The 16,167-nt window shown below is 42.4% G+C and carries 14 protein-coding genes and 1 riboswitch; of the genes, 9 read left to right on the top strand and 5 right to left on the bottom strand.

From position 1 onward, the window contains the following. Positions 1 to 113: 113 nt before the first annotated feature. Positions 114 to 1,463 carry a hemolysin family protein gene (locus ACXAEA_RS18285; protein WP_475097288.1) on the bottom strand — a complete coding sequence of 450 codons (1,350 nt, stop codon included), beginning with the start codon at positions 1,461 to 1,463 and terminating at the stop codon, positions 114 to 116. 499 nt (positions 1,464 to 1,962) lie between these two features. On the opposite strand from ACXAEA_RS18285, the gene ACXAEA_RS18280 reads away from it, so the two are divergent. Further along, a complete protein-coding gene (locus ACXAEA_RS18280; RefSeq protein ID WP_475097287.1) occupies positions 1,963 to 3,033 on the top strand; it encodes an ATP-binding protein in 1,071 nt (356 codons plus the stop codon). A gap of 102 nt (positions 3,034 to 3,135) precedes the next feature. Here ACXAEA_RS18280 and ACXAEA_RS18275 read toward each other — a convergent pair whose 3' ends face one another. Further along, positions 3,136 to 3,675, bottom strand: coding sequence for a GNAT family N-acetyltransferase (locus ACXAEA_RS18275; RefSeq protein WP_475097286.1), 540 nt, complete (start codon positions 3,673 to 3,675; stop codon positions 3,136 to 3,138). A 124-nt stretch (positions 3,676 to 3,799) separates the two neighbouring features. Here ACXAEA_RS18275 and ACXAEA_RS18270 point away from each other — a divergent pair, with 124 nt between their 5' ends. After that, positions 3,800 to 5,074, top strand: a complete 1,275-nt coding sequence (locus tag ACXAEA_RS18270; protein WP_475097285.1) for a dicarboxylate/amino acid:cation symporter — start codon at positions 3,800 to 3,802, stop codon at positions 5,072 to 5,074. Between the two features lie 86 nt (positions 5,075 to 5,160). Here ACXAEA_RS18270 and ACXAEA_RS18265 read toward each other — a convergent pair whose 3' ends face one another. Further along, a complete protein-coding gene (locus tag ACXAEA_RS18265) occupies positions 5,161 to 6,291 on the bottom strand; it encodes a histidine kinase N-terminal domain-containing protein (RefSeq protein ID WP_475097284.1) in 1,131 nt (376 codons plus the stop codon). Between the two features lie 240 nt (positions 6,292 to 6,531). Then, positions 6,532 to 6,638, top strand: a riboswitch (TPP riboswitch). 106 nt (positions 6,639 to 6,744) lie between these two features. Between ACXAEA_RS18265 and thiT the strand changes: the two genes are divergently transcribed. From thiT to ACXAEA_RS18240, 5 genes are all read left to right on the top strand, one after another. Next, complete coding sequence (thiT, locus tag ACXAEA_RS18260; RefSeq protein WP_475097283.1) at positions 6,745 to 7,344, top strand: energy-coupled thiamine transporter ThiT; 600 nt, start codon at positions 6,745 to 6,747, stop codon at positions 7,342 to 7,344. Positions 7,345 to 7,577: 233 nt separating this feature from the next. Beyond that, the gene (locus tag ACXAEA_RS18255; RefSeq protein WP_475097282.1) at positions 7,578 to 7,802 is read left to right on the top strand and encodes a FeoA family protein; all 225 of its coding nucleotides are present in this window, start codon (positions 7,578 to 7,580) and stop codon (positions 7,800 to 7,802) included. Further along, positions 7,799 to 9,811, top strand: coding sequence for a ferrous iron transport protein B (gene feoB, locus ACXAEA_RS18250; protein ID WP_475097281.1), 2,013 nt, complete (start codon positions 7,799 to 7,801; stop codon positions 9,809 to 9,811). The genes ACXAEA_RS18255 and feoB overlap by 4 nt, the downstream gene beginning before the upstream one ends. Positions 9,812 to 9,832: 21 nt before the next feature. Beyond that, a complete protein-coding gene (locus ACXAEA_RS18245; RefSeq protein ID WP_475097280.1) occupies positions 9,833 to 9,994 on the top strand; it encodes a FeoB-associated Cys-rich membrane protein in 162 nt (53 codons plus the stop codon). Between the two features lie 150 nt (positions 9,995 to 10,144). Further along, on the top strand, positions 10,145 to 10,609 hold the full coding sequence (locus ACXAEA_RS18240) for a helix-turn-helix transcriptional regulator (RefSeq protein ID WP_475097279.1): 465 nt from the start codon (positions 10,145 to 10,147) through the stop codon (positions 10,607 to 10,609). 95 nt (positions 10,610 to 10,704) lie between these two features. Here ACXAEA_RS18240 and ACXAEA_RS18235 read toward each other — a convergent pair whose 3' ends face one another. Further along, positions 10,705 to 11,223 (bottom strand): universal stress protein, encoded by a 519-nt coding sequence (locus ACXAEA_RS18235; RefSeq protein ID WP_475097278.1) that lies wholly within the window; start codon positions 11,221 to 11,223, stop codon positions 10,705 to 10,707. Between the two features lie 219 nt (positions 11,224 to 11,442). Here ACXAEA_RS18235 and ACXAEA_RS18230 point away from each other — a divergent pair, with 219 nt between their 5' ends. Further along, the gene (locus ACXAEA_RS18230) at positions 11,443 to 13,767 is read left to right on the top strand and encodes a transglycosylase domain-containing protein (protein WP_475098167.1); all 2,325 of its coding nucleotides are present in this window, start codon (positions 11,443 to 11,445) and stop codon (positions 13,765 to 13,767) included. A 473-nt stretch (positions 13,768 to 14,240) separates the two neighbouring features. Here the strand turns inward: ACXAEA_RS18230 and ACXAEA_RS18225 are convergent, their stop codons facing one another. Then, positions 14,241 to 14,564 (bottom strand): HPr family phosphocarrier protein, encoded by a 324-nt coding sequence (locus tag ACXAEA_RS18225; protein ID WP_475097277.1) that lies wholly within the window; start codon positions 14,562 to 14,564, stop codon positions 14,241 to 14,243. Between the two features lie 230 nt (positions 14,565 to 14,794). On the opposite strand from ACXAEA_RS18225, the gene ACXAEA_RS18220 reads away from it, so the two are divergent. Next, positions 14,795 to 16,075, top strand: a complete 1,281-nt coding sequence (locus tag ACXAEA_RS18220; protein WP_475097276.1) for an MFS transporter — start codon at positions 14,795 to 14,797, stop codon at positions 16,073 to 16,075. Positions 16,076 to 16,167: the final 92 nt, after the last annotated feature.

Below are 16,167 nucleotides of genomic sequence, written 5' to 3'. Positions count from 1 at the left end.
CTGCGGCTCCTAACTCCTCGAGACGCTTCGGTCCTGCCAATGAAGTCAAACAACGACTTTGCCGGTCGGCCCTCCAACGCTTGTCGGGGCTGACCAAGGCGCTTGCGCTTTTCTTATGATAGTACTTCTGTTTTATTAAGGAAAAAATTTTCGGCTGGTTTTTCTGTTTCGGGTTGTTTCGTCACTTCAATATATTTGATATGGTGATCTTCCATTTCGATGATCTTAAAATGGTAAGCACCGAAACTGACGATGTCGCCCTGCTTCACTTCGTAGTTTTCTGTAAGCATCCAGCCTCCGATTGTATCAACATCCTCATCATTGATATCAACTCCAAGGAGGTCGTTAACCTCGCTCACCAGCACCTTGGCATCGATGATATAGTGGCTTTCCTTTATCTTGCGGATCATCGGAACCTCATCCATATCAAACTCATCACGGATCTCACCGACAATCTCTTCAAGTATATCCTCAACCGTCACTAAACCGGAAGTTCCGCCATACTCATCCATAAGGATTGCCATGTGGATTCGTTCCTTTTGCATTTTCACAAGCAAATCGTGGATTGGAATACTGTCGATTACCCGAATAATTGGGCGAATATATGAATCTATCGTTTTTTTGCTGCGCCCTTGCTCATCTATTAAATCAGTCATGACTTCTTTAATGTTGGCCAGGCCGACGATATGGTCCTTGTCGCCATCAATGATCGGATAGCGTGTGAATTTTTCTTCCTTTACAACCTGGAGAAAAGTTTCCAGAGTATCCTCTTTTGACAGTGAAATAATTTCCGTACGGGGTACCATGATTTCTTTGGCGATCCGGTTGTCAAATTCGAAGATTTTATTTACATACTTAAACTCTGACTGGTTGATTTCACCACTTTTTAAGCTCTCAGACAGGATAATGCGAAGTTCTTCTTCAGAATGTGCGAGATCATGTTCAGAAGCAGGCTTAAGGCCAACAAGTCCTGTAGCAATACGGGCTGAACCGTTCAATAACCAGATAAACGGATACATGATCTTATAGAACATGATCAGTGGACCTGCAGTATTAAGCGACACCCATTCTGCTTTCTGGATTGCTAATGTCTTCGGTGCCAATTCACCGATTACCACATGCAGGAAAGTGATGATGGCAAATGCGATACCTACAGACAGAATATGGCCGAAGGATTCCGGGATTTCCATACTGTGAAGGACCGGCCTTAGCATCGAAGCAATCGTTGGCTCTCCCAGCCAGCCTATCCCCAGGGCAGTAATCGTGATCCCAAGCTGGCAGGCAGAAAGATATTCATCCAGATTTGACGTTACCTTTTTTGCCAGCAAAGCTTTTTTGCTGCCTTCTTCTATTAATTGATCAATTCTGGAACTTCTCACTTTAACAATCGCAAATTCTGATACGACAAAAAATGCCGTTAAAGCAATTAAAATGGCTATCCAAACCAAGTTAAATATGTCCAAATAAGTTCCCTTATCCCGTGAATTTACGGGTAAGGAGTCACCTCCCAATAAACTGTGAATTGCGCCTTGCTATCGCAGGCTCTAATTTTCTGAATTATATTTTTTCCAAGAAGTATAACAGACCCGTTCCGTGCGGCTTTGGCAGCCAGGGTCCAAATTCCTGTTATGCTGTTGAGTCCGCAGCTGGTGCTGTTACATTCTTGATACGATAGATTGCCCCATCATACCACCTCAGCTTTTTTAATTTAAAATTAATTATACCATATTGTGAAATGGTTAGGTGAGATTAATACGGTTTAATGATAATGTATGAATCTTTCACATAAAGTATGAAGTGTATGACTAATTATATTGGAAAATTCTGATTTTAACAAATAACTTAATTCATGTGCCGAAAAAATTTCCCAATGGAAAAATCAACCTTATTATCTTCTTTTTAACAGTATTAATTGAAAACAATTATAATGTTCTGTAAAATTTTAAAAAAGGGAGGCTGTCTATGAGTATACTTTTGTCCAGCTTGCAAGGTAAATTGAATAATTTGGAGATGACTGGTGAGAAAATATGGGTCGAACCTTCCATGGATTTTATTTGCAAGCGTACTCCAGAAGGGCTTATTAAGTATGTTTCGCCTTCTGTCACCTCTATGCTCGGTTATGAACCTGCAGAATTGGTAGGCAGACTTTACACATTATTCGTTCACGGAGAGGACTATAAACGAATAGCGAATATTGCTATGCCTGCAGGAGAGGAAATTTGCTGCCTTACTTATCGTCTCAAGCGAAAAGATGGAGTTTACATATGGGTTAGTTCGCAAATCTCAATCATTCGGCATCCAGATACGAATCAACCATTCGAATTGATTTCAGTAACTAGCGATGTTTCTGCGAAAATCAAAGCTGAACATTTCATCCTGGAATATGAAAAACTCAATGTAGTTGGCCAATTGGCTGCCGGTATCGCACATGAAATTAAAAATCCTTTGACGAGCCTTAAAGGTTTCATCCAGCTTATGAAGTCAGGGCACGAATTGAACCATGGTTATTTAGCGATCATGGAAGAGGAAATCAAACGGATGGAGTCAGTCTCAAAGGAACTGATGCTTATGGCAAAGCCGCATAAGTCTGACTTAGATTCATTCGACATCAATGATTTGGCTGATCACGCAATCACTTTGCTGATGGCAGAGGCAGCGAAGAAATGTATCGACATTTCCAAACATTCAAGTCTGGAGGATGGAAGGTTTCTTTGTGATGGGAATAAAATCAAGCAGGTTTTTGTTAATTTGCTGATGAATGCCATCGACGCGATGGATTTTCCAGGTGAAATTACGGTTGGACTAAAAAGGGTGGAGAATGACCTGGTAATCACCATTGCTGATACAGGAAAAGGGATTCCCGCAGAAGATTTGGACAAGATCGGCAAACCATTTTTCACCACGAAAGAAAATGGCAACGGCCTCGGATTGATGATTTGCTATAAGATCATTCAGGAGCATGGAGGCAAAATAAAGGTTGATTCTAGTTCTGAAGGAACAACATTCACCATTTTTCTGCCCGGTGAGAAGTAGGCTCAACGTTAAAGTGCATCACGTAGTTAGCAGTTCGTATCACTCTCAATTCACTGCAGGTAAGATGATCAGCAACTGCTTATTGGGGCATGCTGGATGCAATCATCCCCACTCTCTTGCAAGAAGGCCGTAAACAATCAAATCATGGAAGGCTCCGTTTAAATATTCACCATCCCGTATGACTCCCTCTTGAATAAAACCCATTTTTTCCGGAATGGCCCTGCTTTTATGGTTGTATTTTCCGCAGCGTATTTCGATCCGGTTAAGCTGCAGATCAAAAAAAGCATGTTTGATTACTGCCTTTACAGCCCTCGATGTTATACCCCTCCCTTGCATTTTTTTAGATAAATAGTAGCCGATGCATGCAATGGAATTATTCCAGTCAATTGCATGGAGACTGACCGTTCCTGCAAGGATTCCTCTGTACTTGATAGCAAAATGAAAGCCACTCCTTTCATATAAATTTTTCTGCCATATTTGGATTACTGAATAAAATTGTTCTTGAGTACGCATGGAATCAACCCAGGGCAGCCATTGACGTAAGTAGTGCCTGTTCGAATCCACCAGCCAGAATAGTTCCCCGGCTTCCTGAAGCTCAAAATTCCGCAGTTCAATTTCGGAATCAACCTTTATAGACAGCATAGTAACCTCCTGAAATCCTCTTCTGGTATTTTCAGCCATTAAAATTTTCAGCGTTTATCTAAAAGAAATGAGGGAATAAATCACTACGATGTTTTTTACACTTTTTTAATCTGGGAGGAAAATTATGAAATTAACTACAAAGATTTTGATTGGTCTTGGTCTTGGTGCCTTGACAGGACTGATTTTAAACATCTTTTCACCCGATTTGTTTTCTATTTTAGATAAATTTCTATTTACGCCGCTTGGCAAGACCTTCATCAATTTAATCAGTATGCTGGTCGTGCCGATTGTCTTGTTTTCGATCATTCTCGGAACTGCCGGATTAGGGGATCCAAAGAAGCTCGGCAGGATAGGCTTTAAGACGGTAAGTTACTTTTTAGCAACGACAGCCATTGCCATTATCATTGGTCTTGCTCTGGCCTATTTGATTAAGCCCGGATTGATGGGACAGTTCGATACAAGCGGTGCAGAATTCAAGGCTGAAAAGGCTCCGCCGGTAAGCGAAACTTTCTTAAATCTTATTCCCGTAAACCCGTTTGAAGCACTGACAACTGGCAATATGCTGCAAGTTATTGTGTTTGCTTTATTCATTGGAATCGCGTTAACAGCCCTTGGAGAAAAGACAAAAGGGGTATTGCACCTAATTGAACAGGGCAATGATATTATGATGTATCTAGTGGGACTAGTGATGAAATTTGCTCCATACGGAACCTTTGGCCTTATTGCAACGGCAATTGGAAGCCAGGGAATCCAAGCAATCAAAGCGATGGGGGTATATATGCTTGTCGTTGTACTCGCTCTGGTTGTACATGCGCTCGTCACTTATGGATCCAGTGTATACTTGCTGGGAAAGAAGAATCCGTTCTGGTTCTTCAAGCAATTCTCTCCAGCGATGGGGGTTGCATTCAGTACATCGAGCAGTAACGCCACACTCCCTGTATCCATGGAAACCGCACAAAAGAATCTGCGCGTTCCTGAATCAGTGAGCAGCTTTGTCCAGCCGCTTGGCGCAACGATCAATATGGATGGGACAGCAATCATGCAAGGGGTTGCGACCATTTTTATCGCACAGGTATATGGTGTGGACCTTTCGATGAGTGAGCTATTAACGGTTGTATTAACGGCCGTGCTGGCGAGCATTGGGACCGCAGGTGTTCCGGGAGTCGGCTTGATCATGCTTGCGATGGTGCTTCAATCAGTCGGGCTTCCAGTTGAAGGTATCGGCTTAATCCTCGGTATCGATCGTCTACTGGATATGGCCCGAACAGCGGTCAATATTACCGGCGATGCAGCATGTGCTGTCATCGTTGCTGAGTCCGAGAAAAAGCATATTGTAAGAACAGAAAAAACGAAAGTCAAAAGTGTGGCGAACAACCGTTCACTGGAGTATTCCGAATAAAACAAAAAAGACCCAGCTGTTGGTAAGCTGGGTCTTTGTTATGTGGCCGGTCAAGCCCAATATTAATTTGAAGATCAAAAAATGAACTAACTCTCATTTCCCGTAAGAGGCAGCAGCATAATAAAAGACGTTTTTTCAGGTTCCGATGAACAGGCAAGAATCCCTTTATGCTTTTCGATGATTTCCCTGCAGACAAACAAACCAAGTCCGGTTCCGAGCGTTTTTGTGGTGACGAATGGCTCGAAGATCGTCTTTAGCAGATGGTCTGGTATGACAGGGCCATTGTTTGAAATCTCGATTTTTATATGGGTGTCATTCACGAAAAATCCTTTAATTTCAATCTTTGGATCGGCGCGATACTGGCTTAGGACATCGATTGCATTAAAGATGATATTGATGAGAACCTGGCGGATTTCGTCTGAGTAGCCGTACAGGTCCATATCATCCGCTACATCCTTGATAATCCTCACATTCGTGTCGAGGATGCTTGGGTACAGGAAATTCAAGACTTCATCTATCATTTTATTCAATGAGAATAGGTCTTTTTCTTTTCCGATGAGTTCCTTTTTGGACAGGAGCAAAAACTGTGATATTCGGAAATTCAGCTGTTCCAATTCACTTGAAATGATGTCAAGATACTTCATATCCTCATGTTCCGATCTCAGGAGCTGGATAAAGCCCTGGATGGAGGTCAATGGATTGCGGAATTCATGGATGAAGCTTGAAGTCATTTGCCCCAGCAATGTCAATCTGTCCTTATGGGTTGAATCGATGAACTGATTTTTTTCCTCGATAATCTTATTTTTTTGTTCATTATAATAAGAAACAGCGTAGTACAGGAAAGTGTCAAAGCAGTAATTAATCCGGTCAATCGTATCCTGCAGGTCTTTCCACTCCATGTTTAATTTATGCAAGTGCCTGTAAACGATAGAGCGTCCAGAGTTAACATTATAAACAAAGTCGCCAATATTAATTTCCGCCCTCACCCGTTCGTCTCCCACCATGAATGCAAGCTTTTGCAGATGTTCCTCCAGTTCTTCATTTGACTTTGAAAAAACAGAAAGAATGATAGCGTACATTTCTTCGGCGTTCTTGCTTACTTTTTCTTTATACGGGTCATCTTCGGATACTAATATATTTTCATTCCAGTCGGCAATAAGGTTTTCTTTTTCACTAGTCAGGAAGCTAAGCAATCGGTTCTCCGTAATTGGCAGCATTTTATTAAGTCCCCCAGTTATTCTATTCCGTATAAGGATTCGAGGGAAATGGAGAAATCCCTTTGTCGAATATTAAGAAGATGCGGTGAAAGCAGTCGAATAGCTAAAAATATGACAAAAGTCGCATTTTTTTAAGATGTGCCAATCGGGAATCGACACTATTGCCACTTTTGGGGCTGAAAAGATTTGTGCTTGTTATTCTTAAAAAGAAATAGTATATTCATAGTGTAGAAATTAAATAATAACCACAAGGGGAGCTGCCAAGTGCAGCTGAGAGTGAGCGGACGAGTTCTTACCCTTTGAACCTGTTAGTTAATGCTAGCGTAGGAATGTGGATGCGATAGGAAAGCAATCTCGGGAATCCTGCATCGATCCCAGATTGCTTTTTTTGTTTCTGAAGCAGAAAAGGCGTGTTGAAAACGGACCTCATTCTGAAAAGAAGGAGGAATAGAAATGAAGCAAAAGCAGACGTTGTTTTTAGTGGAAGTTGCGGTATTTTCCGCTCTGGCTTATTTGTTGGACTTGTTTTCAGGATTTTTATTTTCAAGGATCTGGCCGCAGGGCGGTTCAGTATCGATTGCGATGGTACCTGTATTCATTATGGCATTCCGATGGGGAGTAAAGGGAGGAGCCTTGACGGGCCTTCTGCTTGGACTTTTGCAGTTCATCCTTGGCTTCTCGCAAATTTATCATCCAGTACAGGGAATCATCGATTACCTCGTAGCCTTTTCGGTTCTTGGGCTGGCTGGCATTTTTGCTGGACAAATAAAAGGGAGCATCCAAAATGGCTATAAGAAAAAATGGATGGGGCTGGTTTTAGCCGGAACATTGATCGGCAGCATGCTGCGGTTCGTCGCTCACTTCTTTTCTGGCTGGATTTTCTTTGGAGTATGGGCGCCAGAAGGACAGCCAGCATGGCTTTATTCGATCATCTACAACGGCACCTACATGCTTCCAAGTATGATTTTAAGCGCAATTATTATCATTCTTGTCATTGGTTACGCCCCTTACAGAATGGTTAAATCCACTCCTGTAAGCAAAAAAACAATCTAGGAAGAAAACGAGGAGAGCTCACTGGCTCTTCTTTTTTTTGCATTCTATACCTGCGCAATTTTTAAAAATATGTCAATTGTATGGATTTTGCACTAAGTGGATGTAAATCAAGGGTGTTCTGTGACTTAAATCACAGTAAAAGTAAGGAATTATTGTTTTAATAAAGAGAATCATTCTCATTTAGAAAGTTTCTACTTTTTCACAAATATTATGAAATAAAAAAGGTGATGGCTATGCTGGGAAAATTAAAGACTGGTGAAAAAGGCCGGATCATGAATATTGCAGGTGCTGATAAATTTGTCAGGAGGAGATTGCTCGATTTGGGTATCGCTGAGGGTTCTGAAGTATGTGTGAAATGCATCCTGCCATTCGGTGGTCCTGTGATGGTTGAATCCTGCGGACAGTGCATCGGGATCCGCCGCAAAGAAGCACTAAGAATCGAAGTGGAGCGGTTATGATGAATATTGCGATCATCGGTAATCCCAATACGGGTAAAACTTCATTGTTTAATAATTTAACAGGATCCTATGAATATGTAGGCAACTGGAGCGGCGTCACAGTCGAGAAAAAAATCGGGCAGTTCAAGAATGGAAAAGGCCAGCTGATTGACCTTCCTGGTGTTTATACTCTTAATCCACTCTCAAAGGATGAAGGTGTCGTCACGAACTTCTTCCTTAATGAACACTTTGAAAAATTACTAAACATCCTCGACGCATCCCAGCTAAGGAGAAACCTTCATCTTACCTTGCAACTATTAGAATATGGTGCTCCTGTCATAATTGGTTTAAATATGATTGACGTAGCAAAAAACAGGGGACTTCAAATCGATATTGAAAAGCTTGCCGCAGCGCTGGGAGTTGGGGTTGCTCCGGTGGTTGCAAGATCCGGTAAAGGCTGCACAGAGCTTGCGGAGATGGTAACAGGCGATTTTAGCGGAAAGAGAAAGAACAATCTTGTATACTACGGAAATGCGATTGAAGAGGGCATCCTGAAGCTAGGCACCATGTTGGATGGACGTACAGAACAACCTGCACGCTGGCTGGCTCTCCAGTTGTTCGAGGGGAATCCCTATGTAAAAAGCTATCTTGAAAAATATCTGCCTCCAGAAGAAATCGAAGCATTGATTCTGAGTGTTTCTGCATCCCATGCACAGCAAACAGGAGAAACTCAAATGCTAGACCGGGTAATCCACCAGAAACGCAGCGAAGTAGCAGAGAGGATTGTTGCAGTATCTGCCACCAGGATGGAAGGTGAAAAAGTGCCTTTGACCGAAAAGGTAGATAGGATCGTCACGAATCAATTCATAGGTATCCCGCTCTTTCTATTCCTGATGTACATCATGTTCATGCTCACCTTTGACTGGCTGGGCTTTCCGTTATCTGACATATTGGATTCGTTTTTATCTGGTCCGATAACTTCAGGGATTACTGCTGCGCTTTCATCTGCAGGCACATCTCCATTTATAAAAGATTTGGTTCTTGATGGAATCATTGCCGGAGTTGGCGGAGTGCTCTTTTTTGTCCCGCAGATCTTCATTTTATTTTTCTTCATATCACTGCTGGAAGACTCTGGATATATGGCAAGGGTCGCTCTCGTAATGGACCGCCTGATGGAATCAGTAGGATTGAATGGAAAGGCATTCATCCCAATGATGATAGGTTTTGGCTGCAATGTGCCAGGCATCATGGCTGCAAGGACCATCGAAACACCAAAGGAGAGACTGATGACAATCCTGCTGACTCCCTTAATGTCATGTTCAGCCCGTCTGCCGGTCTATGCTTTATTTGTCGGAGCTTTTTTCTTGCAGCATAAAGCTCTTATCGTTTTAAGTTTGTATGTGCTCGGAATCGTGGTCGCGCTCATTCTAGCAAAGGTATTCTCAAAAACCTTATTAAAGGGAGAAACATCCCTCTTTGTAATTGAGCTGCCACCTTACAGGTTGCCTCAAGCGAGAGCGCTGTGGAGGAGCACGTGGGATAAAGGAAAAGGATTCGTAAAAAAAGCGGGTACATTTATATTTGCTGGCTCGGTCCTGATCTGGCTGCTCGCCTATGCCGGCCCGGAAGGTTTGAATGTAAGCATGGATGACAGTTACCTAGCTGGGCTTGGAGGTATTATTGCACCATTATTAGCACCTATAGGCTTCGGCACCTGGCAGGCAAGCGCCTCTCTTTTTACAGGATTCCTGGCGAAAGAGGCCATTATTTCCACAATGAATATCATTTATTTTGTACCTGATGAAGCAAGCTTGCAAGGATTGATGGCATCTCATTACACTCCGCTGTCAGCATACAGTTTCATGGTTTTCATCCTGCTTTATATCCCATGCCTTGCGACAACAGCTACCATTTACAAGGAAACGGGCTCTAAACGCTGGACAGCCTTTTCAATAGGATATGCTCTAGTGATCGCTTATCTTTTGTCTTTAGCCATTTATCAGGGAGGCAAGCTTTTTGGTCTTAGCTGATCTGGGAAGGAGGATGAAGTTATGTTAGCGAACATTCTAATCGGCGGAATTATTTTCGGATATGCAGCATGGTCCTTCTACCGGTTCATCAAAAAATCAAAGGAAGGAAAATGTGCATCCTGCTCCATCCAGAGCACCTGCTCAAGCAATTGCAGCATGGATCAGAGGAAAAAACTGAAATAGAGCTAAAAGGAATGCAGTCCGCTGCATTCCTTTTTTCTGCAGTAATTCTTACTTGTAAAATAGAACTTTTAGCTAAAAAGTAAAAAGTATTTTGAATTCTAAAGAAAAGAGTGTAAAATTACACTAAAAGAACGTAAGGGAATGAAGCGGATGACAAGGGATGAAATCATCGTCAGGGTTTCGGATAAAGTAAGAATGCTCAGGGCAGAAGTGGGTTATACACAGGATAAAATGGCGGATATCATAGGTATTTCCAAAAAAACGCTTGTCCAGATTGAGAAAGGCCGCGCGCAGGCAGGCTGGGCAACTGTCGTAACCATCTGCGCATTGTTCAGGGAATCAGAAACGATACAATTCTTATTCGGTAATGAGCCTCTTGAAGTATTGGAGACGATTGCCCACGAGGGATCGGATTACCGAAAGGAAAAAACACTTGGCGGTAAAGTATGGTGGAGGGAAATTGCTCGTTCAGGCGGCTTTGTGCTGCAACAAAACATACTCAGTCAGCATTACAGGATTTTAGATGTTGATGATTTCCGGATTTTCAGCAGCTTTGAGGAAAAAGAAACAATGGAGCGCCTTGATGAACTGGCTGCAGAAGCAAGGAATAGTTAGTTTAATAGGTCCAGAGGTTTTTATTTTGATCGATGTACTGAAAAGAGAATGAGCATTTATTAAAGCCGGGTTTTAGCGACCCGGCTTTAATGTGTTTATTTGGCTATCAAAACGTGGCAGTTAGCCTTATTCGCTACCTTTTGACTGACTCCGCCGAGCAGTTTACGCTTGATTCCCTCATTACCGGATTGGCCAATGATGATCAAATCCGCATTTACTTCATTTGCGTATTCACAAATGGTATCTGCTGGGTTTCCCTCAAGTATGGAAAAATGGGTGTCAATATTAACAGCTTCCAGCTCCGCCTTTGCGTTGTTGAAGGCTTGTTCCGAACTATTTGTAATGATCGCATGTTCAGATTTATCAAGGGCACCTTGCTCCATCGCCAGAGGGGGTACCTGGATTCCATCTGCTGGAAAGTTATTGATTGGCAATGGTTCAACAGGACGTCCGGCTGATTCCATTTTCTCAGTTCGGACTTTCTCTTCAAATACATGTCCTACAAATAACTGAACTCCATCAAGGTTTTTTGCCAATTCCTTAGCTAATTGCAATGCTTTTTTTGCTCCATTTGAATCATCGTATGCGAGTACCATTTTGTTAATCCCTGACATATTGACCAACCTCCATGATTAAAACATCTTTCTCTTTTTATACCCCTTTTCCATATATTCATGTCTTTTTTCCTTGTTATTAGGCAATATGTGTTAAACCTTATTAAAAATGGGTAAAAGAAAGTGTCATATTTCTAAACTATTTTTAAAAGGTTGGGGTGCTCAGTGAGCAAAAATTCAATAATTACACGATTTCTAAGAGGATGGAAAAGACTGCATATGAACCAGGTGATGGTCTTGTCCGTATCCACAGCTGTTTTGGCCTTTTTAAGCTTTTTTCATGTTTATTCAGAGGGGGCTGACATCAGCGAATTAAATGATGACCTGGCTCAGTCAACGGTCATTTACGATGCTAATGGGGAAGTTGCCAGTAAAATTTCGGCACTGAAAAATGAAGGCATTAAAATAGAAGAGGTCCCGGACCATGTAAAGCATGCTGTTATCGCTATCGAGGATCACCGATTCTATGAGCACGACGGTGTGGATCTTGTCGGGATTTCAAGGGCATTTGTCCAAAATGTCAAGGCGGGAAGCATTGTCGAGGGCGGAAGTACAATTACACAGCAATTGACGAAAAATGCCCTGTTGTCCACAGAGAAAACATATAAACGAAAACTAGAAGAATTTTTCCTAGCGAGGGAAATTGAAAAGCAATATTCCAAAGATGAAATTCTGCAAATGTATTTGAACCGCATTTATTTCGGAAATGGTTCCTGGGGAATCAAGCGGGCAGCAATGGGCTACTTCGGAAAAGATGTTAAGGACCTTACCGTCAGTGAAGCTGCCCTGCTGGCAGGTTTGATAAAAGCTCCATCTTCTCTTGATCCTTACAAGAATTATGAAGAGGCAAAAGAAAGAAGAGATGTCGTCCTGCAGATGATGAAGACTCATGAATTCATTAAGGAAGACGAATACCAAAAGGCTGTGGAGGAGAAGATTGCGCTCAATGAAAATGGGGCAGATCCTTTACGCGGCCGTTATCCATATTACGTAGATCATGTCATTGATGAAGCAATCAAGAAATACGGTTTGACGCAGGAGGAAATTTTGACTGGCGGCCTGGAAATTTATACGGAACTTGATGTGACGATGCAATCCGCAGTTGAAGCTACGTATGCAAAAGACGAGATCTTCCCTAAGGGTACAGATCAACAAATCGTCCAAAGCGGTGCCGTGCTGGTCGATCCGAAAACAGGTGGCATTCGGGCCCTTGTTGGAGGCCGTGGTGAACATGTATTCAGAGGATACAACCGTGCAACCCATTTAACAGCACAACCGGGTTCAACAATGAAACCGCTGGCCGTTTTTGCACCGTCGCTTGAGGAAGGCTGGAATGTAACGGACTTGCTTAAGGATGAGGAATTGGATTTCAAAGATTATAAGCCTGAAAACTATAATGGTAAATACAAAGGCGAAGTGCCAATGTATGAGGCTTTAAGAGATTCGTTGAATGTACCGGCTGTATGGCTGCTAAATGAAATCGGGATAGTCAAAGGGATGGAATCTGTTAAGAACTTCGGCATTGAACTGGATCCGAAGAATGACCGCAATTTAGGTCTCGCGCTTGGCGGGCTTTCCAAAGGTGTATCTCCAGTGACAATGGCTGAAGCCTATTCAGCGTTTGCAAATAAAGGTGAGCGTCACGAAGCTCATGCCATCACGAAAATCGTGGATAAAGAAGGAAACACGATTGTAGAATATGAGGGCAAGAAGAGTCAGGCCATTTCGAAAGAAGCTGCTGAAAAAATGACGAGCATGCTTCTTGGTGTCGTCGAGGAAGGAACAGGTAAGGGTGCACAAATACCTGGCAGAGAATTAGCAGGTAAAACGGGTTCCACCCAAGTACCGATCGAAGGTGTCAAAGGTACGAAAGATCAGTGGTTTGTTGGATATACTCCACAGCTCGTTGGCGCTGTATGGGTTGGTTATGATAAAACGGATAAAGACCATTATTTAACTACAACGAGCAGCGAAGGAGCTGCATTGGTCTTTAAGGACTTTATGTCACAGGCATTGAAGAATACAAAAGCCGAGTCATTCAACGTTACACCATTATCTAAATATGTGGAAGAACACAAAAGGTCACAGCGTGCAAAATCAGTAAAAGAATTAGAAGGAAGAATAAAGAAAGAAACTGAGAAACTGAAGAAACAATGGGAAAAAGCAAAGCAGAAAATGAAGGATAAGAAAGAAGAAAAGCCAAAGGATGAAGATAAAAAAGAAACAACAACTGAAGCCTCCACTTCTACACAAACTGGAAATACTGGTAGAGAGAGTGGCAGTGGAAATGAGGAGGATGCCGGAAGCAACGAAGGAGATACCGGTGGTGAAGATGATACTGGCAACTCCGGCGATGCTGGAGATACCGACGGGGACAGTGGTGGAGACGGTGAAGGTGAAGGTGAAGGTGAAGGTGAAGGAGGAGACGGTGAAGGAGACACTGGCGGTTCCGAAGGAGACACTGGCGGAACCGGTGACACTGGTGGAGATGACGGCGACTCCGAAGAAGGAGACACTCAAGATTCAAATGATGGCAGCAACTAATTAAAAATACACTGAGCAGGGGATCGCCTCCCCTGTTTTTTATTTTGCTTCTGGTAAGCTGTAAAATAGTAAAAAAGGAGGCAGACTCAAAAGGTCGAATTAATTCGTTGCATTAAAAATGAATTTAAAAACCTGAGTTGATCTACGTTCCAGGCGCGAAGACTCCTCGAAAATGCTAACGCATATCCTTCGTGCGCGGGTGGGTTCGAGGAGGTAAATCAATGTCCTGCGGGCTCAGCGCCGCCCTCGCGGAAAGCGAAGCGACTGGAACGAAATCAACGGACCATTTTTTCAAGCAGTCCTAAAAATAAAGAGGGTGCCCAAAAGTTTTTTATACTTTTGGAACACCCTCTTTTATGGATTGAATTATAACATACGCAATAGGAATCCGATCACGACGATTGCGCCGACGATCATTAAAATCGTTCTTACCACAAAAATTCACCTCTATATCTATTATTCTCTATTATCAATTAAATTTGGAATGACTCAGATGTTTCGAGCAGTCGCTTGCGGTTCACACGCAGAACAGAAGCTTCATTGGTTAGGAGCTTAGTAAGCTGCTCCAATTGCGGTTCTACATCTGTACCTTCCAAAATAATTTTTAATGTTGTATTCGGTTCAACCGTCAGCAGAAAGGAAACAAGCTTCGATAATGAATTCGCTTCAACTGCTTTTTGGCGGCTATACAAATAGGTAGTCCCATTCATTTTTTTTGCAGCCTGATAGATCTCAAGCATTTTCTTCATTGTGAATCTCTTCTGTACCATAACGTTTGAAGACATAATCTCTTTCATTTATATATAACTCCTTTAATGAATCATTTTTTTATTTTAGTAAGTTAGTAGAATAATACCCCGGAAGCAAGAAATGAAAACCTATTAATAATATTTGGGCTAAGTTGGCAGGGCTGAAGATAAAACATCCTCCGTCTCAAGATGGAGAAGGAAACAGTCAGGAGAAGCTAGTTGTTTCTGTGTCATTTCTTTATTCTAAAGTTAATAAAAGAAAACCAAGGAGAAGACAAATGAAAAAATTAGCGGAGATTTTCCAGAATCGGAGTTTCACGAAATTATTCTTAGCCAACTTTACCTCCCAAATGGGAAGCACGATCGGGCTGACTGCATTCATGTTTTTCTTGCTGGATCGTTTCAGTTCCCAGCCTGTGTACGCGACCATCACAGAATTGATGTATTCTTTGCCTATGCTTGCGGTGTTCTTCGTGATTGGCGTATTTGCAGACAGGATGGACCGCCAGAAAATAGCTGTATATTGTGATTGGATAAGTGCTGGTCTATCGTTGCTCCTGATTGCTTCCATATATGTTGGCTGGATGCCGCTCATCTTTGCGGTATTGTTTTTAAGGAGTGCTGTCCAAAAATTCTTCTTCCCAGCAGAACATGGGATGGTCCAGGGAATATTAAAGAAAGAGGATTATACGACTGCCGCAGGGTTGAACCAGCTTGTGATGAGCCTGTTCATGTTGTTCGGGAATGGCCTTGGCGTCCTGGCTTACTGGTCAATCGGAATTTACGGAGCCATATTGGTAGATACATTATCCTTCATAGTCAGTGCGATCCTGATCCAGAAAACGGAAGTGCCTAAAGAGGCTCGGCTGCCGAACGGCCCGCATAAGCTGAATGATCTGAATATCAAAGTTGTATTAAAGGATTTAAAAAAAGGCTTCGTATATGTTCTCAGCAGCAGGCTGTTGTTTACCTTAATCATTGGATTTTTCATCTTTGGCATCGTCAATGGGGGCTTTTCTGTCATGCCGATTTTCATCCTGAAGTATAAGCTGGCTCCTGGAACATATGAGCAATACTCAATCGTCATCGGTTTTGTATTTGGTTCCGGTGTGTTGATCGGCAGCTTGTTCGCTTCATTGCTGGCGCAAAAAATGAAGCTCTACCACATGATATCGGTCGGATTGTTAATAGCTGGCAGTTTTACGGCACTTGCATCGCTGCCTGACAATATCTATATCTTTTTAGGAATCCTGTTTATTTCCGCATTGGCGCTGCCGCTTATAAACATAGGAATAGGAGGCTGGCTTCCAAGCATCATTGATCCAAGGATGATGGGCCGGGTGCAGGGACTGATCAGCCCGCTTAACATGCTATCCCATTCGCTGACCCTTGCATTCATCGCCTATAGCTTCCCATCACTGCTGACCATTGAAATGCTTTATTGGATAGTCGGGGGATGCCTGGCGATTGTCGGATTATTTTATATGATGGTTCTGCCGAAGCTGGCGGAAGAAAACGAAAATACCGTAAAAGAACAAGGAATCGAACAGGGCGTTTAGAGGGAAAGTCCTAATGGGCTTTCTTTTTTTTGCGGATTTACGTGAGGAGAAGATTTTTTTAAAAAAAGATTTGAACGATTCTTTACTTCAAC

The organism is Mesobacillus sp. ABV4_180, from assembly GCF_056158485.1.
The sequence above is the reverse complement of the archived record's forward strand: the minus strand, read 5'-3'. Positions and strand labels throughout refer to the sequence as shown.